At 64.6% G+C, this 24,457-nt stretch carries 31 protein-coding genes and 1 tRNA gene; 15 read left to right on the top strand and 17 right to left on the bottom strand.

Going from position 1 to position 24,457, the window contains the following annotated elements; translation table 11 throughout:
• The first annotated feature begins 18 nt into the window (after window positions 1–18).
• Window positions 19–909, top strand: a complete 891-nt coding sequence (locus XH93_RS32020; RefSeq protein WP_194470514.1) for a formate dehydrogenase accessory sulfurtransferase FdhD — start codon at window positions 19–21, stop codon at window positions 907–909.
• Window positions 899–1,528 (top strand): molybdenum cofactor guanylyltransferase MobA, encoded by a 630-nt coding sequence (gene mobA, locus XH93_RS32025; protein WP_194470515.1) that lies wholly within the window; start codon window positions 899–901, stop codon window positions 1,526–1,528. Before XH93_RS32020 ends, mobA begins: the two co-directional genes overlap by 11 nt.
• A 460-nt stretch (window positions 1,529–1,988) precedes the next feature.
• On the opposite strand, the gene XH93_RS32030 is transcribed toward mobA, so the two are convergent.
• Both XH93_RS32030 and XH93_RS32035 read right to left on the bottom strand, forming a co-directional pair.
• Window positions 1,989–3,938 (bottom strand): molybdopterin biosynthesis protein, encoded by a 1,950-nt coding sequence (locus XH93_RS32030; RefSeq protein WP_194470516.1) that lies wholly within the window; start codon window positions 3,936–3,938, stop codon window positions 1,989–1,991.
• 9 nt (window positions 3,939–3,947) lie between these two features.
• Window positions 3,948–5,060 (bottom strand): molybdopterin-binding protein, encoded by a 1,113-nt coding sequence (locus tag XH93_RS32035; protein WP_194470517.1) that lies wholly within the window; start codon window positions 5,058–5,060, stop codon window positions 3,948–3,950.
• A 186-nt stretch (window positions 5,061–5,246) separates the two neighbouring features.
• Between XH93_RS32035 and XH93_RS32040 the strand changes: the two genes are divergently transcribed.
• Window positions 5,247–6,458, top strand: coding sequence for an ABC transporter substrate-binding protein (locus tag XH93_RS32040; protein WP_246799348.1), 1,212 nt, complete (start codon window positions 5,247–5,249; stop codon window positions 6,456–6,458).
• Between the two features lie 80 nt (window positions 6,459–6,538).
• Here the strand turns inward: XH93_RS32040 and XH93_RS32045 are convergent, their stop codons facing one another.
• Window positions 6,539–7,531: a TAXI family TRAP transporter solute-binding subunit gene (locus XH93_RS32045; RefSeq protein WP_194470518.1), complete on the bottom strand. Its 993-nt coding sequence runs from the start codon at window positions 7,529–7,531 to the stop codon at window positions 6,539–6,541.
• Window positions 7,532–7,665: 134 nt separating this feature from the next.
• On the opposite strand from XH93_RS32045, the gene XH93_RS32050 reads away from it, so the two are divergent.
• The gene (locus XH93_RS32050) at window positions 7,666–8,622 is read left to right on the top strand and encodes a tripartite tricarboxylate transporter substrate binding protein (protein WP_246799349.1); all 957 of its coding nucleotides are present in this window, start codon (window positions 7,666–7,668) and stop codon (window positions 8,620–8,622) included.
• Window positions 8,623–8,710: 88 nt separating this feature from the next.
• Window positions 8,711–8,786: transfer RNA gene (locus XH93_RS32055), tRNA-Ile, on the top strand.
• A 193-nt stretch (window positions 8,787–8,979) separates the two neighbouring features.
• On the opposite strand, the gene XH93_RS32060 is transcribed toward XH93_RS32055, so the two are convergent.
• Together XH93_RS32060 and XH93_RS32065 are read right to left on the bottom strand one after the other, a co-directional pair.
• The gene (locus XH93_RS32060; protein WP_194470520.1) at window positions 8,980–9,438 is read right to left on the bottom strand and encodes a host attachment protein; all 459 of its coding nucleotides are present in this window, start codon (window positions 9,436–9,438) and stop codon (window positions 8,980–8,982) included.
• 172 nt (window positions 9,439–9,610) lie between these two features.
• The gene (locus tag XH93_RS32065; protein WP_194475548.1) at window positions 9,611–9,793 is read right to left on the bottom strand and encodes a hypothetical protein; all 183 of its coding nucleotides are present in this window, start codon (window positions 9,791–9,793) and stop codon (window positions 9,611–9,613) included.
• Window positions 9,794–10,159: 366 nt separating this feature from the next.
• On the opposite strand from XH93_RS32065, the gene XH93_RS32070 reads away from it, so the two are divergent.
• The 7 genes from XH93_RS32070 (at window position 10,160) to XH93_RS32100 (ending at window position 12,994) form a co-directional block, all read left to right on the top strand.
• The gene (locus XH93_RS32070) at window positions 10,160–10,357 is read left to right on the top strand and encodes a hypothetical protein (RefSeq protein ID WP_139863881.1); all 198 of its coding nucleotides are present in this window, start codon (window positions 10,160–10,162) and stop codon (window positions 10,355–10,357) included.
• 435 nt (window positions 10,358–10,792) lie between these two features.
• Window positions 10,793–11,248 carry an Hsp20 family protein gene (locus tag XH93_RS32075; protein WP_139485896.1) on the top strand — a complete coding sequence of 152 codons (456 nt, stop codon included), beginning with the start codon at window positions 10,793–10,795 and terminating at the stop codon, window positions 11,246–11,248.
• Window positions 11,249–11,526: 278 nt separating this feature from the next.
• Complete coding sequence (locus XH93_RS32080; RefSeq protein ID WP_246799350.1) at window positions 11,527–11,844, top strand: hypothetical protein; 318 nt, start codon at window positions 11,527–11,529, stop codon at window positions 11,842–11,844.
• Window positions 11,841–12,020, top strand: a complete 180-nt coding sequence (locus XH93_RS32085) for a hypothetical protein (RefSeq protein ID WP_139485895.1) — start codon at window positions 11,841–11,843, stop codon at window positions 12,018–12,020. Before XH93_RS32080 ends, XH93_RS32085 begins: the two co-directional genes overlap by 4 nt.
• On the top strand, window positions 12,017–12,232 hold the full coding sequence (locus XH93_RS32090) for a hypothetical protein (protein ID WP_244626798.1): 216 nt from the start codon (window positions 12,017–12,019) through the stop codon (window positions 12,230–12,232). The genes XH93_RS32085 and XH93_RS32090 overlap by 4 nt, the downstream gene beginning before the upstream one ends.
• A 136-nt stretch (window positions 12,233–12,368) precedes the next feature.
• Window positions 12,369–12,590 (top strand): hypothetical protein, encoded by a 222-nt coding sequence (locus XH93_RS32095; RefSeq protein ID WP_139485894.1) that lies wholly within the window; start codon window positions 12,369–12,371, stop codon window positions 12,588–12,590.
• A 206-nt stretch (window positions 12,591–12,796) separates the two neighbouring features.
• A complete protein-coding gene (locus XH93_RS32100) occupies window positions 12,797–12,994 on the top strand; it encodes a hypothetical protein (protein WP_308284907.1) in 198 nt (65 codons plus the stop codon).
• 5 nt (window positions 12,995–12,999) lie between these two features.
• Here XH93_RS32100 and XH93_RS32105 read toward each other — a convergent pair whose 3' ends face one another.
• A complete protein-coding gene (locus XH93_RS32105) occupies window positions 13,000–13,437 on the bottom strand; it encodes an EamA family transporter (protein ID WP_246799351.1) in 438 nt (145 codons plus the stop codon).
• 85 nt (window positions 13,438–13,522) lie between these two features.
• Between XH93_RS32105 and XH93_RS32110 the strand changes: the two genes are divergently transcribed.
• From XH93_RS32110 to XH93_RS32120, 3 genes are read left to right on the top strand one after another with little or no spacing between them, the layout of a single operon-like run.
• Window positions 13,523–14,119, top strand: a complete 597-nt coding sequence (locus tag XH93_RS32110) for a glutathione S-transferase N-terminal domain-containing protein (RefSeq protein ID WP_194470522.1) — start codon at window positions 13,523–13,525, stop codon at window positions 14,117–14,119.
• Between the two features lie 17 nt (window positions 14,120–14,136).
• The gene (locus XH93_RS32115; RefSeq protein WP_139485890.1) at window positions 14,137–14,862 is read left to right on the top strand and encodes an SDR family NAD(P)-dependent oxidoreductase; all 726 of its coding nucleotides are present in this window, start codon (window positions 14,137–14,139) and stop codon (window positions 14,860–14,862) included.
• A 2-nt stretch (window positions 14,863–14,864) separates the two neighbouring features.
• Window positions 14,865–15,422, top strand: a complete 558-nt coding sequence (locus XH93_RS32120) for a TetR/AcrR family transcriptional regulator (protein ID WP_194470523.1) — start codon at window positions 14,865–14,867, stop codon at window positions 15,420–15,422.
• A gap of 339 nt (window positions 15,423–15,761) precedes the next feature.
• Here XH93_RS32120 and dhaK read toward each other — a convergent pair whose 3' ends face one another.
• From dhaK to XH93_RS32175, 11 genes are all read right to left on the bottom strand, one after another.
• A complete protein-coding gene (gene dhaK / locus XH93_RS32125) occupies window positions 15,762–16,745 on the bottom strand; it encodes a dihydroxyacetone kinase subunit DhaK (protein WP_194470524.1) in 984 nt (327 codons plus the stop codon).
• 36 nt (window positions 16,746–16,781) lie between these two features.
• Window positions 16,782–17,204, bottom strand: a complete 423-nt coding sequence (locus tag XH93_RS32130) for a hypothetical protein (protein WP_194470525.1) — start codon at window positions 17,202–17,204, stop codon at window positions 16,782–16,784.
• Window positions 17,197–18,816 carry a phosphoenolpyruvate--protein phosphotransferase gene (ptsP, locus tag XH93_RS32135; protein WP_194470526.1) on the bottom strand — a complete coding sequence of 540 codons (1,620 nt, stop codon included), beginning with the start codon at window positions 18,814–18,816 and terminating at the stop codon, window positions 17,197–17,199. Before ptsP ends, XH93_RS32130 begins: the two co-directional genes overlap by 8 nt.
• A gap of 1 nt (window position 18,817) precedes the next feature.
• Window positions 18,818–19,120 (bottom strand): HPr family phosphocarrier protein, encoded by a 303-nt coding sequence (locus tag XH93_RS32140; RefSeq protein ID WP_246799352.1) that lies wholly within the window; start codon window positions 19,118–19,120, stop codon window positions 18,818–18,820.
• 28 nt (window positions 19,121–19,148) lie between these two features.
• Window positions 19,149–19,541 (bottom strand): dihydroxyacetone kinase phosphoryl donor subunit DhaM, encoded by a 393-nt coding sequence (gene dhaM, locus XH93_RS32145; protein ID WP_139863858.1) that lies wholly within the window; start codon window positions 19,539–19,541, stop codon window positions 19,149–19,151.
• Window positions 19,538–20,161, bottom strand: coding sequence for a dihydroxyacetone kinase subunit DhaL (dhaL, locus tag XH93_RS32150; RefSeq protein ID WP_139485883.1), 624 nt, complete (start codon window positions 20,159–20,161; stop codon window positions 19,538–19,540). The genes dhaM and dhaL overlap by 4 nt, the downstream gene beginning before the upstream one ends.
• A 14-nt stretch (window positions 20,162–20,175) precedes the next feature.
• Window positions 20,176–21,201, bottom strand: a complete 1,026-nt coding sequence (locus XH93_RS32155) for an ABC transporter ATP-binding protein (protein WP_139863853.1) — start codon at window positions 21,199–21,201, stop codon at window positions 20,176–20,178.
• Window positions 21,194–22,291 carry an ABC transporter ATP-binding protein gene (locus XH93_RS32160; protein WP_194470528.1) on the bottom strand — a complete coding sequence of 366 codons (1,098 nt, stop codon included), beginning with the start codon at window positions 22,289–22,291 and terminating at the stop codon, window positions 21,194–21,196. The genes XH93_RS32155 and XH93_RS32160 overlap by 8 nt, the downstream gene beginning before the upstream one ends.
• Before the next feature lie 10 nt (window positions 22,292–22,301).
• Window positions 22,302–22,430 (bottom strand): hypothetical protein, encoded by a 129-nt coding sequence (locus tag XH93_RS43150; protein ID WP_371814831.1) that lies wholly within the window; start codon window positions 22,428–22,430, stop codon window positions 22,302–22,304.
• A 68-nt stretch (window positions 22,431–22,498) separates the two neighbouring features.
• Window positions 22,499–23,461 (bottom strand): carbohydrate ABC transporter permease, encoded by a 963-nt coding sequence (locus XH93_RS32170; RefSeq protein ID WP_139485879.1) that lies wholly within the window; start codon window positions 23,459–23,461, stop codon window positions 22,499–22,501.
• Window positions 23,458–24,432: a carbohydrate ABC transporter permease gene (locus XH93_RS32175; RefSeq protein WP_194470530.1), complete on the bottom strand. Its 975-nt coding sequence runs from the start codon at window positions 24,430–24,432 to the stop codon at window positions 23,458–23,460. Before XH93_RS32175 ends, XH93_RS32170 begins: the two co-directional genes overlap by 4 nt.
• Window positions 24,433–24,457 lie beyond the last annotated feature (25 nt).

Consider the following 24,457-nt stretch of genomic DNA (forward strand, 5'->3'; position numbering starts at 1 on the left):
CATGCTAGCCTGACCAACATGATGAAGATCGAGAAAGCCCCCGTTCCGCTGATCGTCCCCAATCCGGACGATCCGCGCCTGACCGAGCGCGTCGCAGGCACCGACCAGACCGGCGCGCCGGTCGAGATCCGGGTGCCGGTGGAGCGGCCGCTGACGCTGTATCTCAATGCGCAGGAGATCGTCACCATGATGACGATCGGCGACTATCCGGAATATCTGGCGCTCGGCTATCTCCTGAACCAGAACATGCTGAAATACGACGATGTCGTCACCGAGGTCGAGTATCACGACGACCTCGACGTCGTGGTGGTGCGCACCGAGCATCACACCAATTTCGAGGCCAAGCTGAAGAAGCGCACCCAGACCTCGGGCTGCGCGCAGGGCACCGCGTTCGGCGACCTGCTGGAGGCGGTCGAGAGCGTGGCGCTGCCCAAGGCCGAGCTGCGCACGTCGTGGCTGTACCAGATGACGCAGACCATCAACACCATGCCCTCGCTCTACCTGGAGGCCGGCGCGATCCATGGTTGCGTGCTGTGCAAGGAAGGCACGCCGCTGTGCTACACTGAGGACGTCGGCCGCCACAATGCCGTCGACAAGATCGCGGGCTGGATCTATCGCCACGGCGTCGATCCCGGCGACAAGATCCTCTACACCACAGGCCGGCTGACCTCGGAGATGGTGATCAAGACGGTACGGATGGGCATTCCGATCCTGGTGTCGCGCTCGGGCTTCACCGCCTGGGGCGTCGAGCTGGCGCGGCAGGTTGGGCTGACCCTGATCGGCCGCACCCGCGGCAAGCGCTTCATCGCGCTATCGGGACAGGAGCGCATCGTGTTCGACCAGAACCTCGACTACGTCGAGGAGGAGTCGGCGCGCCACAAACGCAAGGGCGAAGCGCGTGACGACTGAGGCGATTCCCGGCGTGCTGCTGGCCGGCGGCCTGGCGCGGCGAATGGGCGGCGGCGACAAGCCGATGCGCACCATCGGCGGCCGCACCATTTTGGAACGCGTCATCGCGCGGCTCCAGCCGCAATGCAGCGAGCTGATCCTCAATGCCAATGGCGATCCGGCGCGCTTTGCGTCATTCGGCCTGCCTGTCATCGCCGACACCGTTGCGGATTTCCCAGGCCCGCTCGCTGGCATTCTCGCCGCGCTCGACTGGGTCGCAGCCAATCGCCCCGATGTGGCGCTGGTGCTGAGCGCCGCCGCCGATTGCCCGTTCCTGCCGCGCGACCTGGTGGCACGGCTGCATCAGGCATTGATCGAGCAAAACGCACAGCTTGCGGTCGCAGCCTCCGACGGCCAGTCGCATCCGGTGATCGGACTGTGGAGCGTGGCCCTGCGCAGCGAACTGCGCGAGGCGCTGGTCGTCGAGGACGTCAGAAAGATCGACCGCTGGACCGCGCGCTACCGGCTCGCCACCGTGAATTGGCCGGCGACGCCGCTCGATCCGTTCTTTAACGCCAACACCATGGACGACATCGCCGAGGCCGAACGGCTCGCGGCGCTGGACGAGGCGAGCGGTTAGGGCCCCAGTTCGTAGGATGGGTGGAGCGCAGCGAAATCCATCATTCGTACTCGCGAAAAGATGATGGGTTTCGCTGCGCTCTACCCATCCTACGAACTTGATCCCATCCACAACCGTCATCGCCCGGCTCGACCGGGCGATCCAGTACGCCGCGGCCTCTCGGTTCAATCACTGGCGTCTCTGGAATACTGGATCACCCGCATGCGCGGGTGATGACACCGAGCTAGCTGTCCGATAATCGAATCAAGCCATCACCGTCATCCTGAGGAGCGCGCTCTTGCGCGCGTCTCGAAGGATGCATCGGCCCGGCTGGTGGCCGTCGCCCTTCGAGACGCGCTTCGCGCTCCTCAGGGTGACGGTGCTGAAAGCAGCACAACAAAGTCGCTGTCGTCCCGGCCTTCGCCGGGACGACGCTGGTGTATGTTGCGAGCTCGCGCCTCGCTCATGCCGCCGAGCGCATCTACGCCGGCCGGAACCCTGCCGCCGTCAACGCGGCGCGGCCTTCATCCGATGCCAACGCGTTGAGGAACGCCTGCACCGCCGGGCGCCGCTTGCTCGCTGCGACCAGGGCGAGATCGTAATGTTCTTCGGCGAGCGGAATGAAGCCGAGGCCCGAGGCATGCGCGACCGGCGCGATGGTCATGCCCCAGTCGGCGCGGTGTTGCGCGACCGCGGCTGCGACGGCGTTGTGCGAGCGCGGCTGGTTCCAGTAGCCGTCCGGCCGGCTGCCTGCCAGCAGCCGATCGATCAAGATGCGGGTGCCGGCGCCCTGGTTGCGGTTGACCATGATGCAGGCGGGATCGGCCAGCGCAGCGCGCACCGCCTGCTGCGCGTCTAGGCCGACGAAGCGCGCATCGTCCTTGCGAAACACGATGCCCTGCATGCGCCGCCAGCCCGGCACCAGCTCGAGGCCGTCGGTGAGATAGGGCGCGTTGTAGGTCTCGGTCTTGTCGTCGAACAGATGGATCGGCGCCAGATCGCATTCGCCGCGCTTCGCGGCCGCCAGGCCGCCGAGGCTGCCGACCGCGATCGAGCGCACGATCAGGCCGGTACGTGCCAGCGGCGCGGTGACGAGATCGAGCCCGGTGCAGTGGCTACCGACGATGACGAGATCGGGCACCCGCACATGCGGCGTGAACAGCGTCACCTCGGTCTCGCTGCCGGCCGGCATCTGGTCGGCGAGCGCATCGATCTTCAAAAAACCGTCGGCCTGCGCGAACGACGTGATCGCGCCGGAGCCCTTGCCGCTCGGGTAGGCGATCAACCCATCGCTGCCTTCGACCAGCGACACCATCACGAATTCGGTGCGGCCGAGCTCGGAGGCGATGCGCACCGGGACCTTCGCCGTCACCTTGGCGTCGGTGCGCGGCGGCAGTCCGGCCATCCGGCGCAGCACCGGCACGATCATGTCGTGGAAGGTGAACATCGCCGAGGTCGGAAAGCCCGGCAGGATGATCACCGGCTTGCCGTCACAGACCGCAAGGCACAGCGGCTTGCCCGGCTTCAGCGCGACGCCGTGCGCGATGATGCCGGGCTTGCCGAGCCGTGCAATGATCCGGTGCGAAACGTCGCCGGCGCCCTTGGAGGTGCCGCCCGACAGGACCAGCATGTCGCTGCCCGCCAGCGCGTTGCGCATCGCGGCTTCGAGCTCGGCCTCGTCGTCGGCGATCGCACCGTGGAAATGCGCCTCGCCGCCGTTCTCGGCGATGGCAGCGGTAACGATCGCGCCGTTGGTGTCGTAGATCGCGGCGGGCCGCAGCACCTCGCCCGGCTGCACCAGCTCGTCGCCGGTCGAGAGGATCGCGACCCGCGGCCGGCGCGCCACCAGGACATCGGCGATGCCGCAGGCGGCGAGCATGCCGATCTCGCGCGAGCCGATCACCGTGCCGGCGCGCAACAGCGCCTCGCCGCGCGCGATGTCGGAGCCGGCATAGGACACGAACTGGCCGGGCGAGGCCGCGCGCCGGACCTCGATCGCGCGATGGCCGGCGGGCTGAGTGTGTTCGACCATCACAATGGCGTCGGCGCCGCGCGGCACCGGGCCGCCGGTTGCGATCGATGTTGCGGTGCCTGAGAGCACCGGCCGGGTCGGCGCGGTGCCGCAGGCAACGGTCTCGTCGTTGAGCAGGAGCTGCACCGGCGCCGCTTCACCGGCGCTCGCGAGATCGGCGGAGCGCACCGCAAAGCCGTCGACATTGGAGCGGTCGAACGGCGGCACGTCGATCGGCGCCACCACGTCCGCAGCCAGCGCGCAGCCGAGCGCGTGGGCGAGCCGGCGCGTCTTGGAAGGCACGTCGCGCGGGAACAGTGCGGTCTCGAACCGCGCCAGCGCGTCCTCGCGCGACAGGATGGTCAGGAACTGGTCCTGATCGAGGGACGGGTTGGGTTTCGGCGTCGACGTATTGCTCATCTCGGGAACTCACTCCCGCAACATATAGGCATCGACGACGGTCCCCGCAGCAAAGCCTTCGGCCGATCCGGGCACGATCAAGAGCGCGTCGGCGCGCGCGATCGCGTCGAGCGACAGGTCGCCGATCGCGAGCGTCGTCCACGAGCCCTGCTGACACATCAGCAGCGCGACCTCGGCAATGCCGACGCTGGAGGCGATCTTGCGCGCCAGCGGCAGCGCCTGCGTCTGACGCGTGCGCCGGCCCGACAGGCGATCGAGCACCGGCAGCGCAAGCGCCCACCAAGCGGCGAAGGCCTGGTCCGGCGCGCCGGGCAAGGCGATGACCGGCGTTGTGTCGATCCGCCCGACTGCCGTGGTGCGCCCGGGCTGCAGCGCAATGCCATGCGCAATCACCTCGCCGCGCGCGGCCAGCGCGCTCACCGCCGCGTCGCTACGACCGACGCCGCTGCCGCCGATCGTGATGAGCAGATCACAGCCGCCCGCATCGAGTGCTTCAGCGATCGCCGCCGGATCGCGCCCCGTCGCCTCGACGCGCAGCACGTCGGCGCCGGCGAGGCGTGCGGCGTCAGCAATGAACGGCGCCGTCACCTCGGCACCGGGATTATTGACGAGGCGAAGCCGCGGCCGCCGCACGCGCAGGGTCGCAAGTCCCGCGGCGCGCGCGAGCAGCAGGTCGCGCGGCCGCACGGGATGGCCTGCCTCCGTCAACGGACGCCCGTCGGCGATATCGCTGCCGGCACGGCGGACGCCTTGCCCGGGGATCGCCTCAGCCAGCGCCTGCGCAAGCGGGCCGGAGGCATCGACGGCGTCGGCATCGACCACGCAGTCGGTGCCGGCGGGCATCGCGCTGCCGGCCTCGACCCAGGTTGGCGGTGCCGGCAGCGGCAGCGGCGCGTAGGACGAGGCCCCGACCAGATCGTTGGCGCGCATCGCCCAGCCGTCGAGGGTTGCGACGTCGTGCGGCGGATGCGCGCGCAGCGGCGGCATCTCGGCGGCGATGCAATGCAGGACCTCAGTCAGCGGCAGCTCGACCGCTGCCACCGGTGCGACATTGCGCAGCACGGCGGCCAGGGCCGCATCGAGCGGGGTGAGCGAGGCCGGCAGGCGCTGGGCGGTGATCATGGCCCGCTATGAACTGAATCGGCGCGGAAAGAAACCGCTTTGCAACCTGCCGGACGACCGCAATTAGACCGAAGGCGCGTTGACGCGGACCCCAAACTAGTTGCAAAAGAAACCAATATGGCCGGGTCCCCAAGAGCCCGGCACAAGCAATAATGGCCAATGCGCCAATTCACGGAGGGAGACGGAATGATCACCAAGAAACTTGCCATGTTCGGGACGCTCGCAGCCGCGCTGCTGGCCTCCCCGGCCGCGTTGGCGCAGGTGTCCGACGATCTGGTCAAGATCGGCGTGCTGACCGACATGAACGGCCCGGCCTCGACGCCGACCGGCCAGGGCTCGGTCACCGCCGCGCAGATGGCGGTCGACGATTTCGGCGGCAAGGTGCTGGGCAAACCGATCACCGTGATCGTCGGCGATCACCAGCTCAAACCGGACATCGGCGCGAGCCTCGCGCGGCGCTGGTATGACGTCGACCAGGTCGACCTGATCGTCGACGTGCCGGTCTCCGCGGTCGGACTCGCGGTGCAGAACATCGCCAACGAGAAGAAGAAGCTGTTCATCACGCATTCGACCGGTGCGACCGATTTCCACGGCAAGTTCTGCTCGCCCTACACCATGCAGTGGGTGTTCGACACCCGCGCGCTCGCGGTCGGTACCGCGCAGGAAGTGGTGAAGCGCGGCGGCGACAGCTGGTTCTTCATCACCGACGACTACGCCTTCGGCCACTCGCTGGAAAAGGACGCCTCCGCGGTGGTGACCAAGAACGGCGGCAAGGTGCTCGGCGCGGTGCGCCCTCCGTTCGCGACGCCGGACTTGTCGTCCTTCATCCTGCAGGCGCAGGCCTCGAAGGCCAAGATCATCGGCATCGCCGGCGGACCGCCGAACAACACCAACGAGATCAAGACCGCCGGCGAGTTCGGCGTCTTCGCCGGCGGCCAGCAGATGGCCGCGCTGCTGGCGCTGATCACCGACGTGCACTCGATCGGGCTGTCGGCCGCGCAGGGACTGCTGCTGACCACCTCGTTCTACTGGGACATGGACGACAAGACCCGGGAATGGTCAAAACGCTATTTCGCCAAGATGAACCGGATGCCGACGATGTGGCAGGCCGGCGTCTATTCCTCGGTGACGGCGTATCTCAACGCAGTCAAGGAGGCCGGCACCGACGAGCCGCTCAAGGTCGCGGCCAAGATGCGCGAGAAGCCGGTCGAGGATTTCTTCGCCCGCAACGGCAAGCTGCGCGAGGACAATCTGATGATCCACGACCTCTGGCTGGTGCAGGTCAAGACCCCGGCGGAGTCGAAATATCCGTGGGACTATTACAAGATCCTGGCCAAGATCTCCGGCGAGGACGCGTTCGGTCCGCCGGATCCGGCCTGCGCGATGGCGAAGAAGTGAGATAAGCGAATGGCGAATAGCGAGCCGCGGGTGACGAATGGAAGCAACCATTCGCTATTCGCCACTCACCATTCGCCGCGCTAGCGCGCCACCCCGATCTCGCGGAAATACCTGAGCACGCCGGGGTGGATCAGATCCGTGCTCGGCGCGGCGGCAACGGTGTTCGCCGCCGTGGTCTCGCAGGCCTGCGCGAGCTTGTTGCAGAACGCCGCCTCGGCGCCGTGCAGTGTCTTCGCCAGCCGATAGGCGACGTCGTCGGGCAGGCTCTCGCGCACCAGGATGTAGCTCCAGGAGCCGACCGAGGCGATCGCTTCGGTCTGCTTCGGATAGCTGCCGGCTGGCACCGTCAGCGGCTTCAGGAAGGTGTGCTTGGCGCGGATTTTCGCGATCTCGCCGGCGTCAGGCACGATGAAACGGGCACCGCTCGCGCTCTCGGCCATCGCCGTGAATCCGGGCCAGCCGATGCCGCCGCCCCACAGCGCCGCGGCGCGGCCGTCCTGCACCATTGCCGGGCCGTCGCCGGCGCGATCGAGATAGATCGACTTGAAGTCCTCGTCCTGCTTCAGCCCGATGCCGTCGAGGATGTAGCGCGACAGGATCGGCAGGCCGGAGCCCTTGGCGCCGAACGCGACTGATAGCCCGACCAGATCCTGGATCGTCCGGTAGGGGCTGTCGGCGCGGACCACGAACATGCCCGGGCTGGAATACATCGCGGTGAGGATCTTCAGCTTCGTCGCCTTCGGCCGGCCGATGCCCATGAAGGCCTCGTAGGACGGTTCGCCCGCGACGGTTGCTATATCGATGGTGCCGGTCTCGAGCAGCGGGATGTTCTCGTTGGAGCCCTTGGTGTTGCGCGGCTCGATCGACAGCGTCGGATCGGCCGCGTTCATGACCTCGGCGAAGGCATTGCCATAGAGCGGAAAGCCGCCGCCGGGCGTCGCCGTGCCGAAACTGATCGTGGTCTTCGAAGCCTCGTTGCTAATGGCCTTGTTCCCCTCTTGATTCTTCACTTGCGCCATCGCGCCGCCCGCGAGCAGCAACGCGCCGGCGCACATCATAACAGTGAATTTCATCTCGAGCCTCAAGCAGCATTGCACACAGGCCAGACGATGGTTGCACGGCTGATGCCATAGGCAAAGCCGGCGTTTTGTGAAACCATGCCGACAATGGTTCAAAAGAAAATGACGGGGGAACGATGATCCGGTTTATGCGCGCTGCGTTGCTTGGTTTGCTCTGCTGCCTTGGTACTGTCGCCCCCTCCTCCGCCGCCGATTATCCGAACCGTCCGGTGCGCTGGCTGATCGGCTTTGCCGCCGGCGGGCCGGTCGACATCGTGGCGCGCATCATGGCGCAGTTTCTGTCGGATCATCTCGGCCAGCAATTCGTGGTCGAGAACCGCACCGGCTCCGGCGGCAACATCGCGGCGGCCGCTGCGATCAACGCGCCGGCCGACGGCTATACGCTGCTGTTCGTCGCGCCCAACAATGCGATCTCGACCTCGCTCTACAAGAAGCTGCCGTTCGACTTCCTGCGCGACACCACGCCGGTCGCCAGCATCATGCAGCTCACCAACATGCTGGTGGTCTCCAATGCGATGCCGGTGAAGACCGTCAAGGAGTTCATCGACTACTGCAAGGCCAACCCGGGCAAGATCTCTTACGCCTCGTCCGGCAACGGCACCTCGGTGCACATGTCGGCCGAGCTGTTCAAGGCGATGACCAAATGCGAGATGCAGCACGTGCCGTACCGCGGCTCGGCGATCGCCTTTCCCGACATCATCTCCGACAAGGTGCAGCTGATCTTCGACAATCTGCCCTCGGCGCTGGAGCAATCGCGCGGCGGCAATGTCCGCGCGCTCGGCGTCACCTCGCCGCAGCGCTGGCCCAGCGTGCCCGACGTGCCGGCGATCGCCGAGACCGTGCCGGGCTTCGAGTCGGTGGGCTTCTACGGCATCTCGGCGCCGAAGGGCACGCCTCCCGAGATCATCGATGCCCTCAACAAGGCGGTCGGCGAAGCCCTGAAGGACCCCAAACTGGTGGCGCGCCTCGCCGAGGTCGGCGGCATTCCCAAGCCGATGAGCCCGGCCGAATTCGGCAAGCTGGTGGCCGACGAGACCGAGAAATGGCGCAAAGTGGTGGAGTTCGCCGGCGTTTCGGTGGACTGACCCTCGCACCATTGCCGAAACGGCGGTCGCCCTGTAAATGGAGCCGGCACCGTTGCCGGCCCCTAGACGCGGGGCCCGCGAGGCGGCGGGGCCTGTAGCTCAATGGTTAGAGCCGGCCGCTCATAACGGTCTGGTTGCAGGTTCGAGTCCTGCCGGGCCCACCAAGGATTTCAGTGGCGTGCGGACACTTTGAGAACGACTCGGTTTTCCGTCTCCCTGACGAACTGACGAATTTCCCCCTTGATGTTTGCGCCGATCTTTGACTGTGAAAAATGACGAAACCCGACGGGCAGCGCGGCGTCTGAGCGCCTCCGGCTGGGCGAGTTTCTGCGCGGACCATCCGCGAAGCGGCAATAGTCAGACGGTCAGATATCGCGCGATATCCTTGACCGGAAAGCCGGTCAGATCCTTCGCAATTTCCGCGACGATGCGCCGTTCTATCGCGGGAGAAAATGATCGGCGCAGATCCGCCAGTGTCCGCGGCGGTGCCACGATGACGACCCGCTCCGCATGCGACTGTCGTAGAAGGCGGTCCAGATCACCTGCAACCGCGCGGGCGAAGCGATGTTTCTCGATCTCGTGCCAATCGGTCTGCTGCATCGCGCTTCGCTTGGACTCGATGCGAGAAAGCGCTCGACCCGGTCGATCAGCGCCCTGCTCACGGGTCGGCGGGTTCTCATCTTCGAGAGCCCGCTGGACCTTCAGGCGCGGCTCCCGGCTGCTACCCTCGTTCAACAGGAATAGTGCCTTACGCCCGTCTCCGACGAAGACGAGCGTGCGATGGGGCAACCTCGTGTATGGCGTTCGGTCAGGCATAGACGACTCTTGAGCTTGAATTGAGCTGCGGTCGCAATCACTTCCTTATCTTTGCGTCTAGCATTCAAGACATATCGTCGCCGACAAGATGGGCGACCTGTCGAACCGCGTCAGAATAAACTACCCGGCCGTAAATCTCGGACAGGGGTGGAGGTGTGGTCCTCACCATCGCCTATAGCCGATCTGGGCTGTCCACCGCGTTCAATTCCGCGTCGATTTTGCCGAGGAGTTGCTCGATCTCCGCCCTCTCGTTCGGACCGGGAAACTCATCCAGACGGCTGAGCAAGTTCTGCTTTTGTGTCAAGAGATGTGCAACGCTCATCATCGGAGGCGTGGTTTCATGATTCTTGAACATAGCTCGTCCCCGTGCTCTCCATCGTGCTAGACGGTCTGGTCTCGGTGAACCGGGTATTGATCTTCCGATCTATCAGCCAACTCACTGCTCGGGCATCGGTTCCCCGTTGGTAAATCGGCCAACGCTGCGACCGCTGCGCGGTGGACCGGTCGCCGTGCTCAAGCCCGCGCTCGCAACCGAAGGGCCTTGAACCGTAGAGCTGCTCTCCTATGATTCAGTGTGCGCCACGTTTAACTGTACTTGCCAGAGGTGTCGACAAGTGGTCGCGCGTCAAAACGTGTTCCGTAGACGACGGGATAACTCGATTTTCTCCGGCTGAGAATTCTTTGTCTGGGGACATCCGGGCAAAGATCGGGAGTGAGTTCGATGAATGACCCGAAGCGCCGATCCAGCTTTGCGGGTGCCCACGACCTTGTCGAGCAAGCTGAAGCTGCGATCCGCAACCTGAAATACATGTGCGCGGCTTGTGCGAATGGTGACAAGGATGCGGCGCGAACGGCGTTACGCCAAGCGATAAGCGAACTCGAAGTGGCGCGAGCCATGCTGCGGCCTGGCGTTGAATGACGGGAACGTTTGTTTTCTCTTCACCGCGGTGATCCTTATGAGGTCCTGAGTGGCTCGTACGTAACCGCTGCACTGCGGATCGTATCCCGGAGGATCATGCGCCGGCGCAAAATCCGTTGCGACGCCGCGATCACCGAAGCTGGCGCGGCTCACTTCGCCGCGCACCGCGCGACGAAGGGTCGGGAACGAAGGATGCCCTGATCGGCCCATCGCTTCGCTGCGGTGCCACATGCTGTCGCAGCTCCGAACTATCCGAGTTGCCGCCGCAAACTTTTTTGCCAGGCGGCTCTTGACGCCGCAAATCCGTTCCCTAATTTTTTCGACGCTATCCCCGCCTGGCGGGGAAGCGTCTGGGCGCCATCGGGTCCAGACCAGACGGGCACCGGTCGTGTCCGGTGCCGTTCATATCCATCTTGCTCTGTGGAGGATTTGGTTATGCGCACTTACGACTTCTCTCCCCTCTTCCGGTCGAGCATTGGGTTCGACTATCTTTTCAACCTCGCCGAGATGGCCCAGCGGGGCGCTGAGGACAATTATCCCCCTTACAATATCGAACGGCTGGCCGATGACCGTTATCAAATCGCCCTTGCGGTCGCTGGCTTCTCGCCGGACGAGATTTCGGTGACGGCCGAGCAGAATGTCCTGACGATCGAAGGCAACAAGCTCGAAAAAGCCGAACGCGATTACCTCTATCAGGGCATTTCGACCCGGAGGTTCAAGCGGCAGTTCAGCCTGGCCGATTACGTCCAGGTCAAGGGCGCGGCATTCGACAATGGGCTGCTGAAGGTCGAGCTTGCGCGGGAGATTCCCGAGGCCATGAAGCCACGGCGGATCGCGATCAACGCCGCGCAACCGAAGACGCTCCGGCAACTCGAGTCTGCTGCGGCCTGATCCGGCGCCGGCCGCGTTCCGAAAACCGGGAACGCGGCTTTCACATCGATATTCGTCTACAGAACGGAGGCAACCATGCGGCCGACGACCGCGTACGCAAACCTGCATGCCCTGCAATCATCGTCCCAATACGAACGCCGGTTCGAGCACCCGCGGGATGTACTGTTGGAGCCGTCTCTGGCCAAGAAGCGCGCCATCCTGGCATCCCGGGCTTCCGACGACGCCGCCGCCATTCGATCCACCCCGCTTCGCATGCTCTTGCCGCGTAGGAGGATCGCATGATGGACGACGTCAAGCTTCCCAAGCAGGTGATGGACAGGATTGACGCCCGCTGGATTTCGCGGCAGCGCCGGACCGACCAACGACGCTCCAGAATGATCGACCAGCGGCTCGAGAAGTTGCGGGCGCACCGCAACAACATCCAGCGCTATCGACGGCTGCTGAAGACCAAGCTTACCGACCTGGAGCGCCAATTCATCGAAAGGCGCCTCGCCGAGGAGCATGCCGCCGCTCAACGTACGGCGTCCGACATCCCGCCCCTCGGCGTGCTCCCGACACCGGTGTCGGCACATGACAGCTCGGGAGAAAGCCTATGATCGAGCTTCAAAGAACACTCATTCGCGGCAGCGAGAAGATCATCGGCCACTACCGATATCTTCTTGCGACCGCAACCTCGGAACGAGAGCGCGAGCGCTTTCGCCAACGCATCGACGAAGAGCAGTTGCTGTTGGACAGGTTGCGGCAGACTGAGGCGCGCTCGCGCGCGGCATGAAGGGAGCGCAGTTGGGCTGCATGAGTCGGTTGAAGAGCTTGCCCCTGGATGAGGCCATCAGACTTCGGTGGGTCTTGCGGGATATCCGAGCCAGACGCTTCATCATCAGCCCGCTTGATCCGGCCGATGTTCAAAAGCTCAGCCAGATGGGCTGCATCGAGATCCATAACTCGCTTCCCGTTCTGACGGCCGCGGGCATGGACGAAATTTGAAGCAATGTCGGCCTCCACGATGATGGATTGCCGAGGTCGACAATACGGATCGAAGGATGTGCCGGCGATCGCAAGTTAGCAGCGGCCGGAGCATTCACCGTTCCGGCACGGCGTCTTTGAGTTCGGAGATGGAGAAATGTGCAACTACCTGCGTATGCAAGTGCGCAACATGAGGCCGGCGGAGATCGACCGCATAGTAACGGCCTACGAACGAACCCTTCACGCGCTCTGCGTCAGGGACGGCGACGACCCGCTCACGGAAACAATCGCCAAGTCAGTCATCAAGATCGCCAAAACCGACATCGCCGACCCTGCGGAGATTTCTGCCCAGGCGATCAGAGAACTGAGAATCCGATAGGCCCGCGCATGCCCAAACGTCACTTCCGAGAATACAAAGGCGGCGGGAACAGATCGACAATATCGGGCGTCAGTTCACCTACGGGCTCGGCCGAGTTCGGATATCACTGATTTTCCGAAGGAACTGCCGCGCCGCGCCGGTGTTAACGTCTCAATTTCGTGGGCAGAGATGACAACGAGGGACTACAGATGCGACGACGACGGCGAGTGAAGCAAATTCATTCGCTTGAAACGCGCCTTGCCAACGAAGCCAAGGAGTTGCGCGAGCAGGCGAGATGTCTTCCACCGGGCGCCAAACGAGAGGCTCTTCTTCGCAAGGCGCGCAACGATGAAAACACGGCTTATCTGGCGGAGTGGCTATGTTCGCCGGGTGTCCGGTCGAAGCTCGAACATCGCAATGACTGATCGGATCAAAGACCCGAGACATTGTCGGGGATAGCGAGCCAACGCCGCCAGCCAACGGATTCGCCGAACGTCAGGGCTGCGCCGAGTGTGATGGCGAGTGGCAGCACCTGAATGATTGCCATCGCATTGGCCAGAGGCAGGTTCACGATGGCCGCCAGCAACAATATCGTTCCGCCGACTTCGCCAGCTACCCGGAGCACGACCGGTATTATCATCAGCGCGCCTAGCGGCCGCAACGCCCCCTGATACAAAGCAAGTGCTGCGATCAGCACAATCGCGAACCAGCCGCGCACCATCATGACCTGGCCGAAATTCATCTCGGCCGACACCATCTTGGTGATCGCATCGTTGATGTTGAACGTCGCCATGGCAGAAGTCATCAGCAGGCTTCCGCGCATATTCGGGGCAAGGTCTAAATCAGCTTCCATGTCGGATTTCTTCATGATTGACTTTATAGACGACCGGTCGTATTCTTTCAATCCGACCGGTCGTCTTGAGTTCAGAAACGCAGTTGCGAGGAGAGTTCCTATGAAGCTGATCGGCACCTATCTGTCGCCCTATGCGAGGCGGGTCGCAGCGGCCCTGATCTCTCGGGGTCTGCCGTTCGAGCATGAGGCCGTGAACGGCTACCGCGAGTTCGAGATCGCGAGCCGCTATAATCCCGTGGCGAAGGTACCTTCGCTCGTGCTCGATGACGGCGAGATCCTGATCGACAGTACGGCCATCCTCGACTACCTCAATGAACTGACGCCTTCGGCGCCGCTGATCCCCGCCGGATCGAGAGCCCGCCGCACCACTCTCAAACTCGCGGCGATTGGTTACGGCGTCTATGAACAGGCCGCCAACCTCTCGTTCCGCGGACGCGATGTCGCTGCGACCGAGGCCGGGCGCTGGAAGGCGCAGATCCTTGGAGGCTTGCGCGCGCTCGACGAGGCCGCGCGCGATGGCGGACCGCTCAGGGCAACGCCGCTGGACGCGGCAGCGATCACCGCTATCGTGGCGGTGGAATACCTCGCGCGGACGAATCCGGATTTGGAGACCCTTCCGGCAATCCCCGCCTTGGCCGAGCTTGTGGCCGAATATCGAGATGCACCGCCCTTCGCGCTGACCAGGGCAGCGGCTTGAGGCGCATGGAGGAAAGCATGACTGATCGGATCGCTCTCATCGCCGGCGTCGGCGGCGCGACCGGCGCAGCGCTTTCTCGGCGCTTCGCACAAGGCGGATATCGTGTGGCGATGATCGCCCGCAACGCCGAGCGGCTCGCGGAGCTCGAGAGGCAGATACCCCGGACGCGCGGCTACCCTTGCGACGTAGCCAACCTTGACCGGCTCGGTGAAATCGTCGAGCGCGTGCAGACCGAGCTAGGGGCACCCCATGTCCTCGTCCATAACGCCGTCGCCGCAACATTCGCCAAGATCCTGGATGCGTCGGTCGAGGATCTGGAACGAAATTTTCAGGTGAACACCACCTCCCTGTTCTATCTGGCGCAGAAGCTCGCACCGGCGATGATCGACCGCGGCGAGGGAGCCATCATGGTCACCGGAAACACGTCGTCGTTCCGCGGCATTCCGCTGCGCCCGGCCTTCGCGCCGACCAAGGCCGCCCAGCGCATCCTCGCGCAGTCGCTCGCGAAGGATTTGGGTCCGAAGCGCGTGCATGTTGGATATATCACCATCGATGCCGCGATCGACGCCCCGTGGAGGAGGGACACCTTTCCGCTGCCCGATTGGCAAGACAAGCCGGCTGACCATTTCGCGCATCCCGACGCGATTGCCGACGAGGTTTATCACATCGCGCATCAACATCCCTCCACCTGGTCGTTCGATCACGTCATCCGGCCTTTCGCCGAGAACTGGACGCTGAACTGACCATGCCGAAACCTAGTCATAAGGAAGCACTTCTCGATGCGGGTCTCGCGGCGTTTCATCACCGCGGCTACCATGCGACCGGTGTTCAGGAGATCGTCTCGTCGGCCGGTGTGCCGAAGGGCTCCTTCTACAGCCATTTCGCAAGCAAGGACGCCCTCGGCCAGGCGGCGCTGGCACGTTACTGGGAGGATCGCGCCAAGGCGCGTGCACTGCTGCGGGACGCCAGCCTTCCCGGGATCGAGCGGCTTGACCGCTACCTCGCGTCGCTCGGCTATAGCGAGGATGGCTGCCTGATCGGCAATTTCACGGCCGAACTCGCGCAACTCGACGCCTTCCGCCCGGATTTGTCGTGCCTGTGGCGCCAGTGGACGGATGCACTTTCCCACTGCCTGGCGGATGGGCAGCGCGACGGCAGCGTGCGGGCCGACGTGCCCGCGACCGAGCTTGCACGCACGGTTCTGGCGCTTTGGGAAGGCGCGGTGCTCTCAGCGAAGGTCGAGCGCAGCCCCAAGCCACTCAACATGGCACGTCGAACGCTGCGGCATTTGCTGGCGCCGTGACGCATATCCAATTCCTCGGGGGAACTCAGCTCATTCATCGATTGCCTAAGCTGCGCTCCGCGTCCTGAACGAAACGCGTCAGCTAACGGATGAGCCATTTCATAACGGTCTGGTTGCAGGTTCGAGTCCTGCCGGGCCCGCCAATGAGATCAACCACTTGGCACTCGCGATCATCGATCGCTGGAAATGCTGTCTGCACTACCCAAAAAGACGCCGTGCCCGAAGGACACGGCAAGTTTCAGGGAGGGTGAACCGGCAGACTTCCGGTGCATGCGTGAGGCCCCGGCCGATCGTCGGCCGGGGCGCGATCTGACAATCAGCGGCCGCGCGTCGTAACGATCACCATTTCAATGCGGCCGTGCGAACGGGATGATCCCAGAGCGCCGTGGCCTCGCTATCGAGCAGGCTCACGGTGAGCGAGCACCCGGCCATGTCCAGCGAGGTGACGAAGCTGCCGACCAGCGAGCGGGCGATGCGCAAGCCGCGCTTTTCCAGCATCCGGCGCGCCGCATTGTACATCAGGTAGAGCTCGATTGTCGGCGTCCCGCCAAATCCGTTAACGAGCAGGAGGGCCTCGGAGCCGGCGCGCGCGTCGAGATCGTCGGCGATGGCCGTGATCATCTCGTGGGCGATCGCATCAGCCCGCTCCAGCTTGACGCGCCGACGTCCCGGTTCGCCGTGAATACCGACCCCCATCTCCATTTCATCCTCGCCAAGCGAAAAAGTCGGCGTGCCCGCGGCCGGGACCGTGCAGCTCGTCAGCGCCACGCCCATCGAGCGGGTTCGCGCGTTGACGCGCTCGCCGAGCGCAACGCAGCCCTCGAGGTTGAGGCCCTTCTCGGCAGCGGCGCCGACGATCTTCTCGACGATCAGCGTGCCCGCGACGCCGCGCCGCCCGCTGCTGTGGGTCGAGTTCTCGACCGCGACGTCGTCATCCGTCACGACGGTGGCGATGCGGCCCTCGGCGATCTCGGCCGCCATCTCGAAATTCATGCGGTCGCCCGCATAGTTCTTCACGATGAACAGCACGCCGGCATCGCCGGCGACAGCCTGCGTGGCCTCGACGATCTGGTCCGGCGTCGGCGAGGTGAACACCTGGCCCGGACAGGCCGCATCCAGCATGCCATAGCCGACGAAGCCCGCATGCAGCGGCTCGTGCCCGCTGCCGCCGCCCGACACCAGCGCGACCTTCCGCGGATTGAGCTCGCGACGCCGCACGAATTTGCGCTCCGCGCCGAGCGCGACGAGATCGGCATGCGCGGCCGCGAACCCATCGAGGCTTTCCGCCAGCACGCTGTCGACCGAATTGATGAATTTTTTCATTGTCTCCTCCCCGCTTCGTCCTTTTGAACCTCGCGGCTATTTTTCCCGCAAGATGGCAACGAGGCGCCGCGCGAATTCCTGGAGCAGCGCGTCCAGCTCGGCATTCCGCTTCGCGCTGCCGAGGTCCGGCAAATGCAGCGTCAGGGTCCGCTCATGCGTGCCTTCGGTCAGCCGGCCGATCCGGCGCGGATGCGCACGCGCATAGGCGCGCAGAAACGCAGCCTTGGCCTGCGGCGGAAAGTGGCAGACGTCGAAGATCGTGTTGAGATGCTGCACGGGGATCGGCACCGGGTAGGCCGGATTGCTGATCTGGCTGACGAAGCTGCGGTTCTTGCCCATGGCATGCGCAAGGCGAAGCCGCATACCCGACGGACGGCTCTCCAGCACCTCCTTGAAAACGCGCTTGTAGACCGCAACTGCGCCGGCTTCGGCCGGTTCATCGGTCGCCGTATCAGCCAAGGCTGCCTCCGCTGCTCAAGCGGTCGATGGTCTGCTTGATCTGGGCCAGTGCCGACGTGGTCACGGACAGCTCGCGCAGGCCGCAGTTCAACAGCGCGGGCAGGCAGCGCGGGTCGCTCGCGATGTCGCCGCACAGGCTGACGCTGACGCCGGCGCGCCGCCCGTGTTCCGCGGTCCGCGCGATCAGTTCGAACACAGCCGGATGCAGGGGATCCATCAAGGGGGTAAGAGCTCCGTTGGAACGATCGCAGGCAAGAACATATTGCGCAAGATCGTTCGAGCCGATTGAGAAGAAGGCGGCCTTGAAGCTGTTGATCGCCAGGGCCGCAGCCGGAACCTCAACCATGATTCCCAGCTCAGGAAGCGTCGCGGCAATGCCGTCGGCCTGCAGGCGCTTCACGACTTCAGCAAACAGTTTCCGCCCCGCCTCGAGCTCGTCGGCCGAGGTAACCATCGGGAACATGACCTTGAGGTTGCCCCGCACGGCCGCACGCGCCAGCGCGCGGAGCTGGACGGCAAAGATCTCGGGCCGCGCCAGGCAGAGCCGCAAGCCGCGAACGCCGAGGAAGGGATTGGCTTCGCCATCCAGCGTAAATCCCGGTACCGGCTTGTCGCCACCCGCATCGAAGGTGCGAATCGTGACCGGCCGCTGCCCGGCCCAGCGCAAGACCGCGTCGTAGGCTTCGAACTGGGCCTCCTCGTCGGGCGGGCCGCCCCGCCCGGTGAGCAGAAACTCGGTGCGCATCAACCCGATGCCGTCGGCATATTGCGCATCGGCATGGGCGAGATCATCGACATGCTGGATATTGATGAACAGCTTGATCCGCTCGCCGCGCCACAACGCCGTCGGGCGCCTGAGGATCGCGCGGGCAGAGGCCCTGCTCTTGCGATGGATATCGCGCCGCTTCTCGAACAGGCGGAGTTGCTCCGCGCTGGGATCGAGCTCGAGCGTGGCGCCTTCACCGTCGAGCAGCGCGGTGGCGCCGAGCTCAGGGACGGCGCCGAGTTGCACCACCATGGGAATGCCGCGCGCGCGCGCCAACATCGCGACGTGGCTGGTCGGGCTGCCGCGCAGCAGGGCGAGGCCACCGCCGCCGGACCAGTCGATCTCAAGGAAGCGCGACGGCGGCAGGTCGTCGGCGCAGACCACGGCGCCGCTCGGAACCGTCAGGGCCTGGCCGACCCCGCCCCGCAGGATCGCCATCACGCGATCGCGCAGATCAGCCAGATCGGAGGAGCGCGCCTTCAGATATTCGTCTTCCGCCGCATTGTAATCCGCGATCTGCGCTTCGAGCGCCGAACACCATGCCACATCAGCAGCATCCCCCTCGCCGATCGCGGCGAAGATCGCTTCGATGAAATCCTCATCCTCCAGCAGCGCGACCTGGAATTCGAGGATCTGCGCGGCTTCGCCGCCGGCGATCGCGGCGAGCTCCGCGATCTGCCCGCTGGCCGCGTCGATCGCCTTGCGAAGCGCGAGCGCTTCCTCGACCAGTGAGCCGGCGACCCGCTCGCCGCTGGTGCCAGCATTGACACGAACGAATGGACCATGGGCGAAGCCGATCGAGGCGGTCCTGCCGCGGTAGGCCAGTGCTGCAGCGCCGCCCTGCATCTTACGACACCTCGTCAGGAAAATCGGTTTCGACCAGCTTGACCAGCGCGGCGACCGCAGCTTCGGCGTCGCTGCCGGAGGCCTTGATCTCGATGGTGCTGCCGTGCGCCGCGCGCATCGCCATGATCTTGGCGACGCTCTTGGCATTGATCCACTCGGCGGCGCCTTCGACCCGGACGGAAATCTGGGCCTGGAACTTCTTGGCAAGCTTGGTCAGCTTGACCGCGGGACGCGCATGCATGCCCACCGCGTGCACCAGCCGCACATTGCCCGTGAAGACTTGTCCGTCCGCTTTGTCCAGCATCGTCATATTCCATCGCTTCGCCGACAGTTCAGTCGGCAGAGAGTTCCTCGGCCACGGCCTTCACCTGGGCCAATGTGCTGCCACCCGCCGCCTCGGTCGCCGCCATCACGGCGCCCTCGACGATCGGCGCGTTGCATACGACAACGTGATCGCGCCGCGCGGGCTCCAGCATTTCCACCGCCATCTCGCTGTTGGTTTCAGCGCCGCCGAGATCGACCAGGATCGCGACCCCCTTGGCGGACCACGCATCATTGATGGCATCGATGATCGAGGGAACGCTGGTGCCGAGCCCGCCGTCGGGATTGCCGCCGCAGAAGGCGACCTTGACCTCGCTGCCGACCATCTGCCGCACCATGTCGGCGGTGCCCTTGGCGATGTCCCTCGAATGCGAGACGATCACGATTCCCACGGTATCGTTCATTGCTTTCCCTCCAGGCTCGCGCAGACCGCCTGCACGAGAACGCAGCTCGAACGGGCGCCGGGATCGACGTGTCCGACGCTGCGCGCTCCGAGGAACGACGCACGCCCCTTGGTGGCCTGCATCGGCGCGGTCCGCTCGACCGCTTCGGCCGCCGTGGTTCGCACCCGCGCGATCAGGTCCGGCTGGCCGGCCGCTGTCTTCAGTGTCTGCAGGACAGGAACAAGCACGTCGAGCATCGTCTTCTCGCCGGCCTGCGAGCGGCCTCGCGCGCTCACCGCGTTCACGCCGCTGCCGAAGACGTCGGCAAGATCCTCGGGCAGATGCTTGTCGTGGGAGAGCGCTTCGCCGGCCGCCAGAAAGAAGCTGCCATAAAGCGGCCCCGAGGCGCCGCCGACCGTCATCACCAGCGTCTTGCCGATCATCTTCAGCGCCTCATCGAGCGGCTGTGCCGAGATGGCATCGAGCTTGCCGAGCACGGCCTCACAGCCGCGCTTCATGTTGGTTCCGTGGTCGCCGTCGCCGATCGCCTGATCCAGGCTGGTCAGCTCGGGCGCGCTGGCGATGACCTGCTCGGCGGCCACCCTGACCAGCGACTTGAATGTTTCGGCTTGCATCGACATCGCAAACAATCCTCTCAATGGGCCGCCGCAGCAACGCGTTGCCCCGCGGAATCGAAGCAGAGCGGATGCATCAGATGCAATTCGACCTCCTGACCGGCCTGCAGCGGCTGATGCGGATCCGCAAGCGTCACCAGTGTCTCACCCTTATAGTCCAGATGAACGTGATTCTGCTCGCCGAGGTGCTCGACGCGGTGCACGCGGCCGACCATCGCCCCGCCGTTGCGCGCGCCGATCCGCAGATGCTCGGTGCGGATTCCGACCGTCTCCGTTCCAGGCGGTACCGCGACCTCGGACAGCAGTCGGGCTGGCAGGAAATTGATCTGGGGCGTGCCGAGACGCGAGGCGACATAGCGCGAGGACGGGCTTTCGTAAATCTCGCGCGGCGTGCCACACTGAAGCAGTTCGCCGTCCTTGATCACGCCGATCCGGGAGGCCATGGTCATGGCCTCGACTTGGTCGTGGGTCACGTAGAGAATGGTGGCCCCGAGCTCGAGCTGGATCCGCTTGAGCTCGAGGCGGAGTTCGGAACGGAGTTTGGCGTCCAGCGACGACAGCGGCTCGTCCATCAGATAGATCGAGGGATCGCGCACCAGTGCGCGACCGATCGCGACCCGCTGCATCTCGCCGCCGGACAGGCGCGTCGCACGGTTGTTCAGCTTGCTTGCGATATGCAGCAGTTCCGCCGTCTGCTCGACGCGCTTGCGGATGACAGGCTCTGGCACGCGCCGCGCGGGCGAACGCAGCGGGAAGGCCAGATTGTCGTAGACCGTCAAATGCGGGTAGAGCGAGTATTGCTGGAAGACGAACGCAATATCGCGCGATCCAGGCGGGTCGCGGGTGACATCGCGCCCGTCGATCATGACCGAGCCTGTGTCCGGCGTCTCAAGTCCGGTGATCAGCCGCAATGTCGTGGTCTTGCCGGCGCCGCTCGGCCCGAGCAGCACCAGGAACTCGCCGTCATTCACCGTCAGCGAGAGCTCGCGCACCGCCGCCACCGCGCCGAAGCGCTTGGTGATGTTGCGTAGGGCGACGTCAGCCATGTTGCGCGCTCCCCTCATTGGCGGTCGGTATGGCAAGGCCCGAGCTCACGTCGAACAACACGAGCCTCTCCGAGCGGAATTCGAGCCCCACTGTCTCGCCGATCCGCACCATGGCGCTGGACGGCAGCCGCGCGGCGACGCGGCCGTGCGCCGTATCGACGGTGACGATCTGCGTGGTGCCGAGATATTCCGCGCCGAACACCTCGCCGCGGACGGGGGCCGCATCGCTGAAGCGGATATGCTCAGGACGAACCCCGAGCGCCAGCGGCGCCGGCGCGCAGTCCTGGCCAATCTCCGGCACCGCGAAGCTCGTGTCATGGAAGACAATGGCCCGATCGCCGGTTCTCAGGCCGCCCTCGAAGCGCAGGAAGTTCATCGGCGGCGAGCCGATGAAGTCGGCGACAAACATGCTCGCCGGCCGGTCATAGATCTCCTGCGGCGAGCCGATCTGCTCGACGCATCCCTTGTTCATGACGGCAATCTGATCGGCCATCGACATCGCCTCGAGCTGGTCATGCGTCACGTAGACCGTGGTGGCGCCGATGCGGTCATGCAGCTCGCGGAGTTCGTTGCACATCAGGTGGCGAAACTCCGCATCGAGCGCGCCGAGCGGCTCGTCCATCAGAAAGGCCTTCGGCCGCCTCACCATGGCACGCCCAAGCGCGACGCGCTGCCGGTCGCCGCCTGAAAGCTTCGACGTCTTGCTCGACAGCAGGTGCTCGATCCGCAGCAGCCGCGCGGTCTCCTGCACCCGTCCGGAAATCTCGCGCTTCGCCATGCCCTGGCACTTCAGGGGAAACGCGATGTTCTCCGCGACATTCATATGCGGATAGAGCGCGAACAGTTGGAATACGAAGGCGATATCGCGGGCGGCAGCACGGCGGAACGTCACGTCCTCGCCATCGAGCAGGATCTTGCCCTCAGTCGGCAGCTCGAGGCCGGCGATCATGCGCAACGTGGTGGTCTTGCCGCAGCCGGAGGGGCCGAGCATTGCAAAGAAGGCACCGTCGTCGATCGTGAAGGTCGAGCCGTGCACCGCCGTGAACTGATCGAACGACTTGCGCAGGTTTTCGACGCGGATCTGTGCCATGTTGACCGCCCTATTCCGGAAAATGGCTGACGACGACGTAGCCGACCGTACCGGCGAGGATCGTGACGAAGGAGTAGCTGTACAGATCCATCGACAATGGCTGCACCAGCATGATGATGCCGCCCCCGATCAGGGTCATTGTGACCGCCTCCCAGGGTCCGCGACGGAACCAGCGGGACACCGCACCTTTGCTAACCGCAGAACCGCTCATTTGCGCACAGCTCCGAAGGTGATGCCGCGGAGCAGATGCTTGCGGAGCAGCACGGTGAACAGGACGATCGGGACGACGAACAGCGTGGTCGCGGCAGCAACGGCCGGCCAATCCTGTCCGCCTTCGCCGATGATGAAGGGAATAAAGGGCGGCATGGTCTGCGCCTCGCCGCTCGTCAGGAGGACCGCGAAGGCGTATTCGTTCCACGAGAAAATCAGACAGAAGATTGCGGTGGCCGCAATTCCCGTGACTGCCTGCGGCAACACCACCTTGCGCAACGCCTGCAGCCGCGTGTAACCGTCGACCAGCGCAGCCTCCTCGTATTCGCGCGGAATCTCGTCGATGAACCCCTTGAGCAGCCACACCGCGAGCGAGACGTTGACGGCGGTGTAGAGCAGGATCATGCCGAGTCTGGTGTCGGTCAAATTGAGCTGCCGGTACATCAGATAGATCGGGATCGCGACCGCGACCGGCGGCATCATGCGCGTCGAGAGGATGAAGAACAGGAGATCGTCGGCCAGCGGAATGCGGAAGCGCGAGAAGGCGTAGGCCGCAAGTGTGCCGAGGAAGACGGCCAGGAAGGTCGAGCCGAACCCGATGATCAGCGAGTTGACGAAGCGCGGCACGACCTTGGACGGTCCGGCAATCACCATGTCGCGCTGACGCACCAGCTTGTCATACCAGGTTTCGGGCGGCGGCAGCTTGGCGATGAAATCCGGGGTCTGGCGGGTGCGCACGGTGAACAGGTTGACATAGCCTTCCAGCGTCGGCTCGAAGATCACCTTGGGCGGATAGGCGATGGCGTCGCTCTGCGATTTGAAGGCGGTAGCGACGATCCAGAGCAGCGGCAGGATCGTGATCACGGCGTAGAGAATGACGAGACCGCCGGCCACGGCCTTCGAACGGGGCGACGCCTCGACGATGGAGTGCGCGGTGGACTTGGCGAGAACGGCGGTCATCGTTGCTTCACCTTGTTGAGCGCTTTGACGTAGATGTTGGCGGCACCGAACACGGTGACGAACAGGATGATCGCGAGCGCGGAGGAATAGCCGGTGCGCCACTTCTCGAACGCCGCGCGCTTCAGCGTGATCGAGACCAGCTCGGTGGTCGATCCCGGACCTCCCGAGGTCAGGAGGTTGACCATATCGAACATCTTGAAGTTCTCGATCGCGCGGAACAGCACCGCCAGCATCAGGAACGGGACCGTCATCGGCAGCGTGATCGACCAAAACTGCCGCCATGCCGAGGCACGATCGACTTCGGCCGCCTCGTAGATGTAATCGGGAATGGAGCGAAGCCCGGCCAGGCAGATCAGCATCACGTAGGGCGCCCACATCCAGGTGTCGACGAGCACGATGGTCCAGGGTGCGAGTGAGACCTGCCCGGTCATGCTGAACGCGCTCGGTGGCACGCCGGTGAACAGGCTGATCAGGTAGTTGAACGGCCCGATCTGCGGCTGCAGCAGCAGGGTCCAGAAGTTGCCGACCACCGCCGGCGACAGCATCATCGGCAGCAGGATGATCGTGGTCCAGAAGCTGTGGCCGCGGAACTGGCGATTGATCAGCAGCGCGAGGCCAAACCCGATGATCACCTGAAACGTGACCGACCAGATCACGAATTGTGCCGTGGTCTGCAGCCGGAGCCAGACGTCCTCGTCGCCGAGAATATCGGTGAAATTGTCGAGCCCGACGAACCGCAACGGCAGATAGGACATGCTCAGATTCAGGCTGGTGAAGGACAGCCGGATCATCCACGCCAACGGAAAGATGTTGATCGCCAGCAATAGCGCAATCGTCGGCGCCACGAACAGCCAGGCGATCGCCCGGTCCGACAGGGCCCAGACGCGTCGCGTGGTTCGAGACCTCGCGGGCTCGCACATGCCAGCGACCGTGGCATCATCAGGTTGAGAGATCGTGGTCATCTTGTCCATCGGCTGGCTGGGATGGTTTCCCCGA

Source organism: Bradyrhizobium sp. CCBAU 51753, from assembly GCF_015291565.1.
GTDB lineage: Bacteria > Pseudomonadota > Alphaproteobacteria > Rhizobiales > Xanthobacteraceae > Bradyrhizobium > Bradyrhizobium ivorense.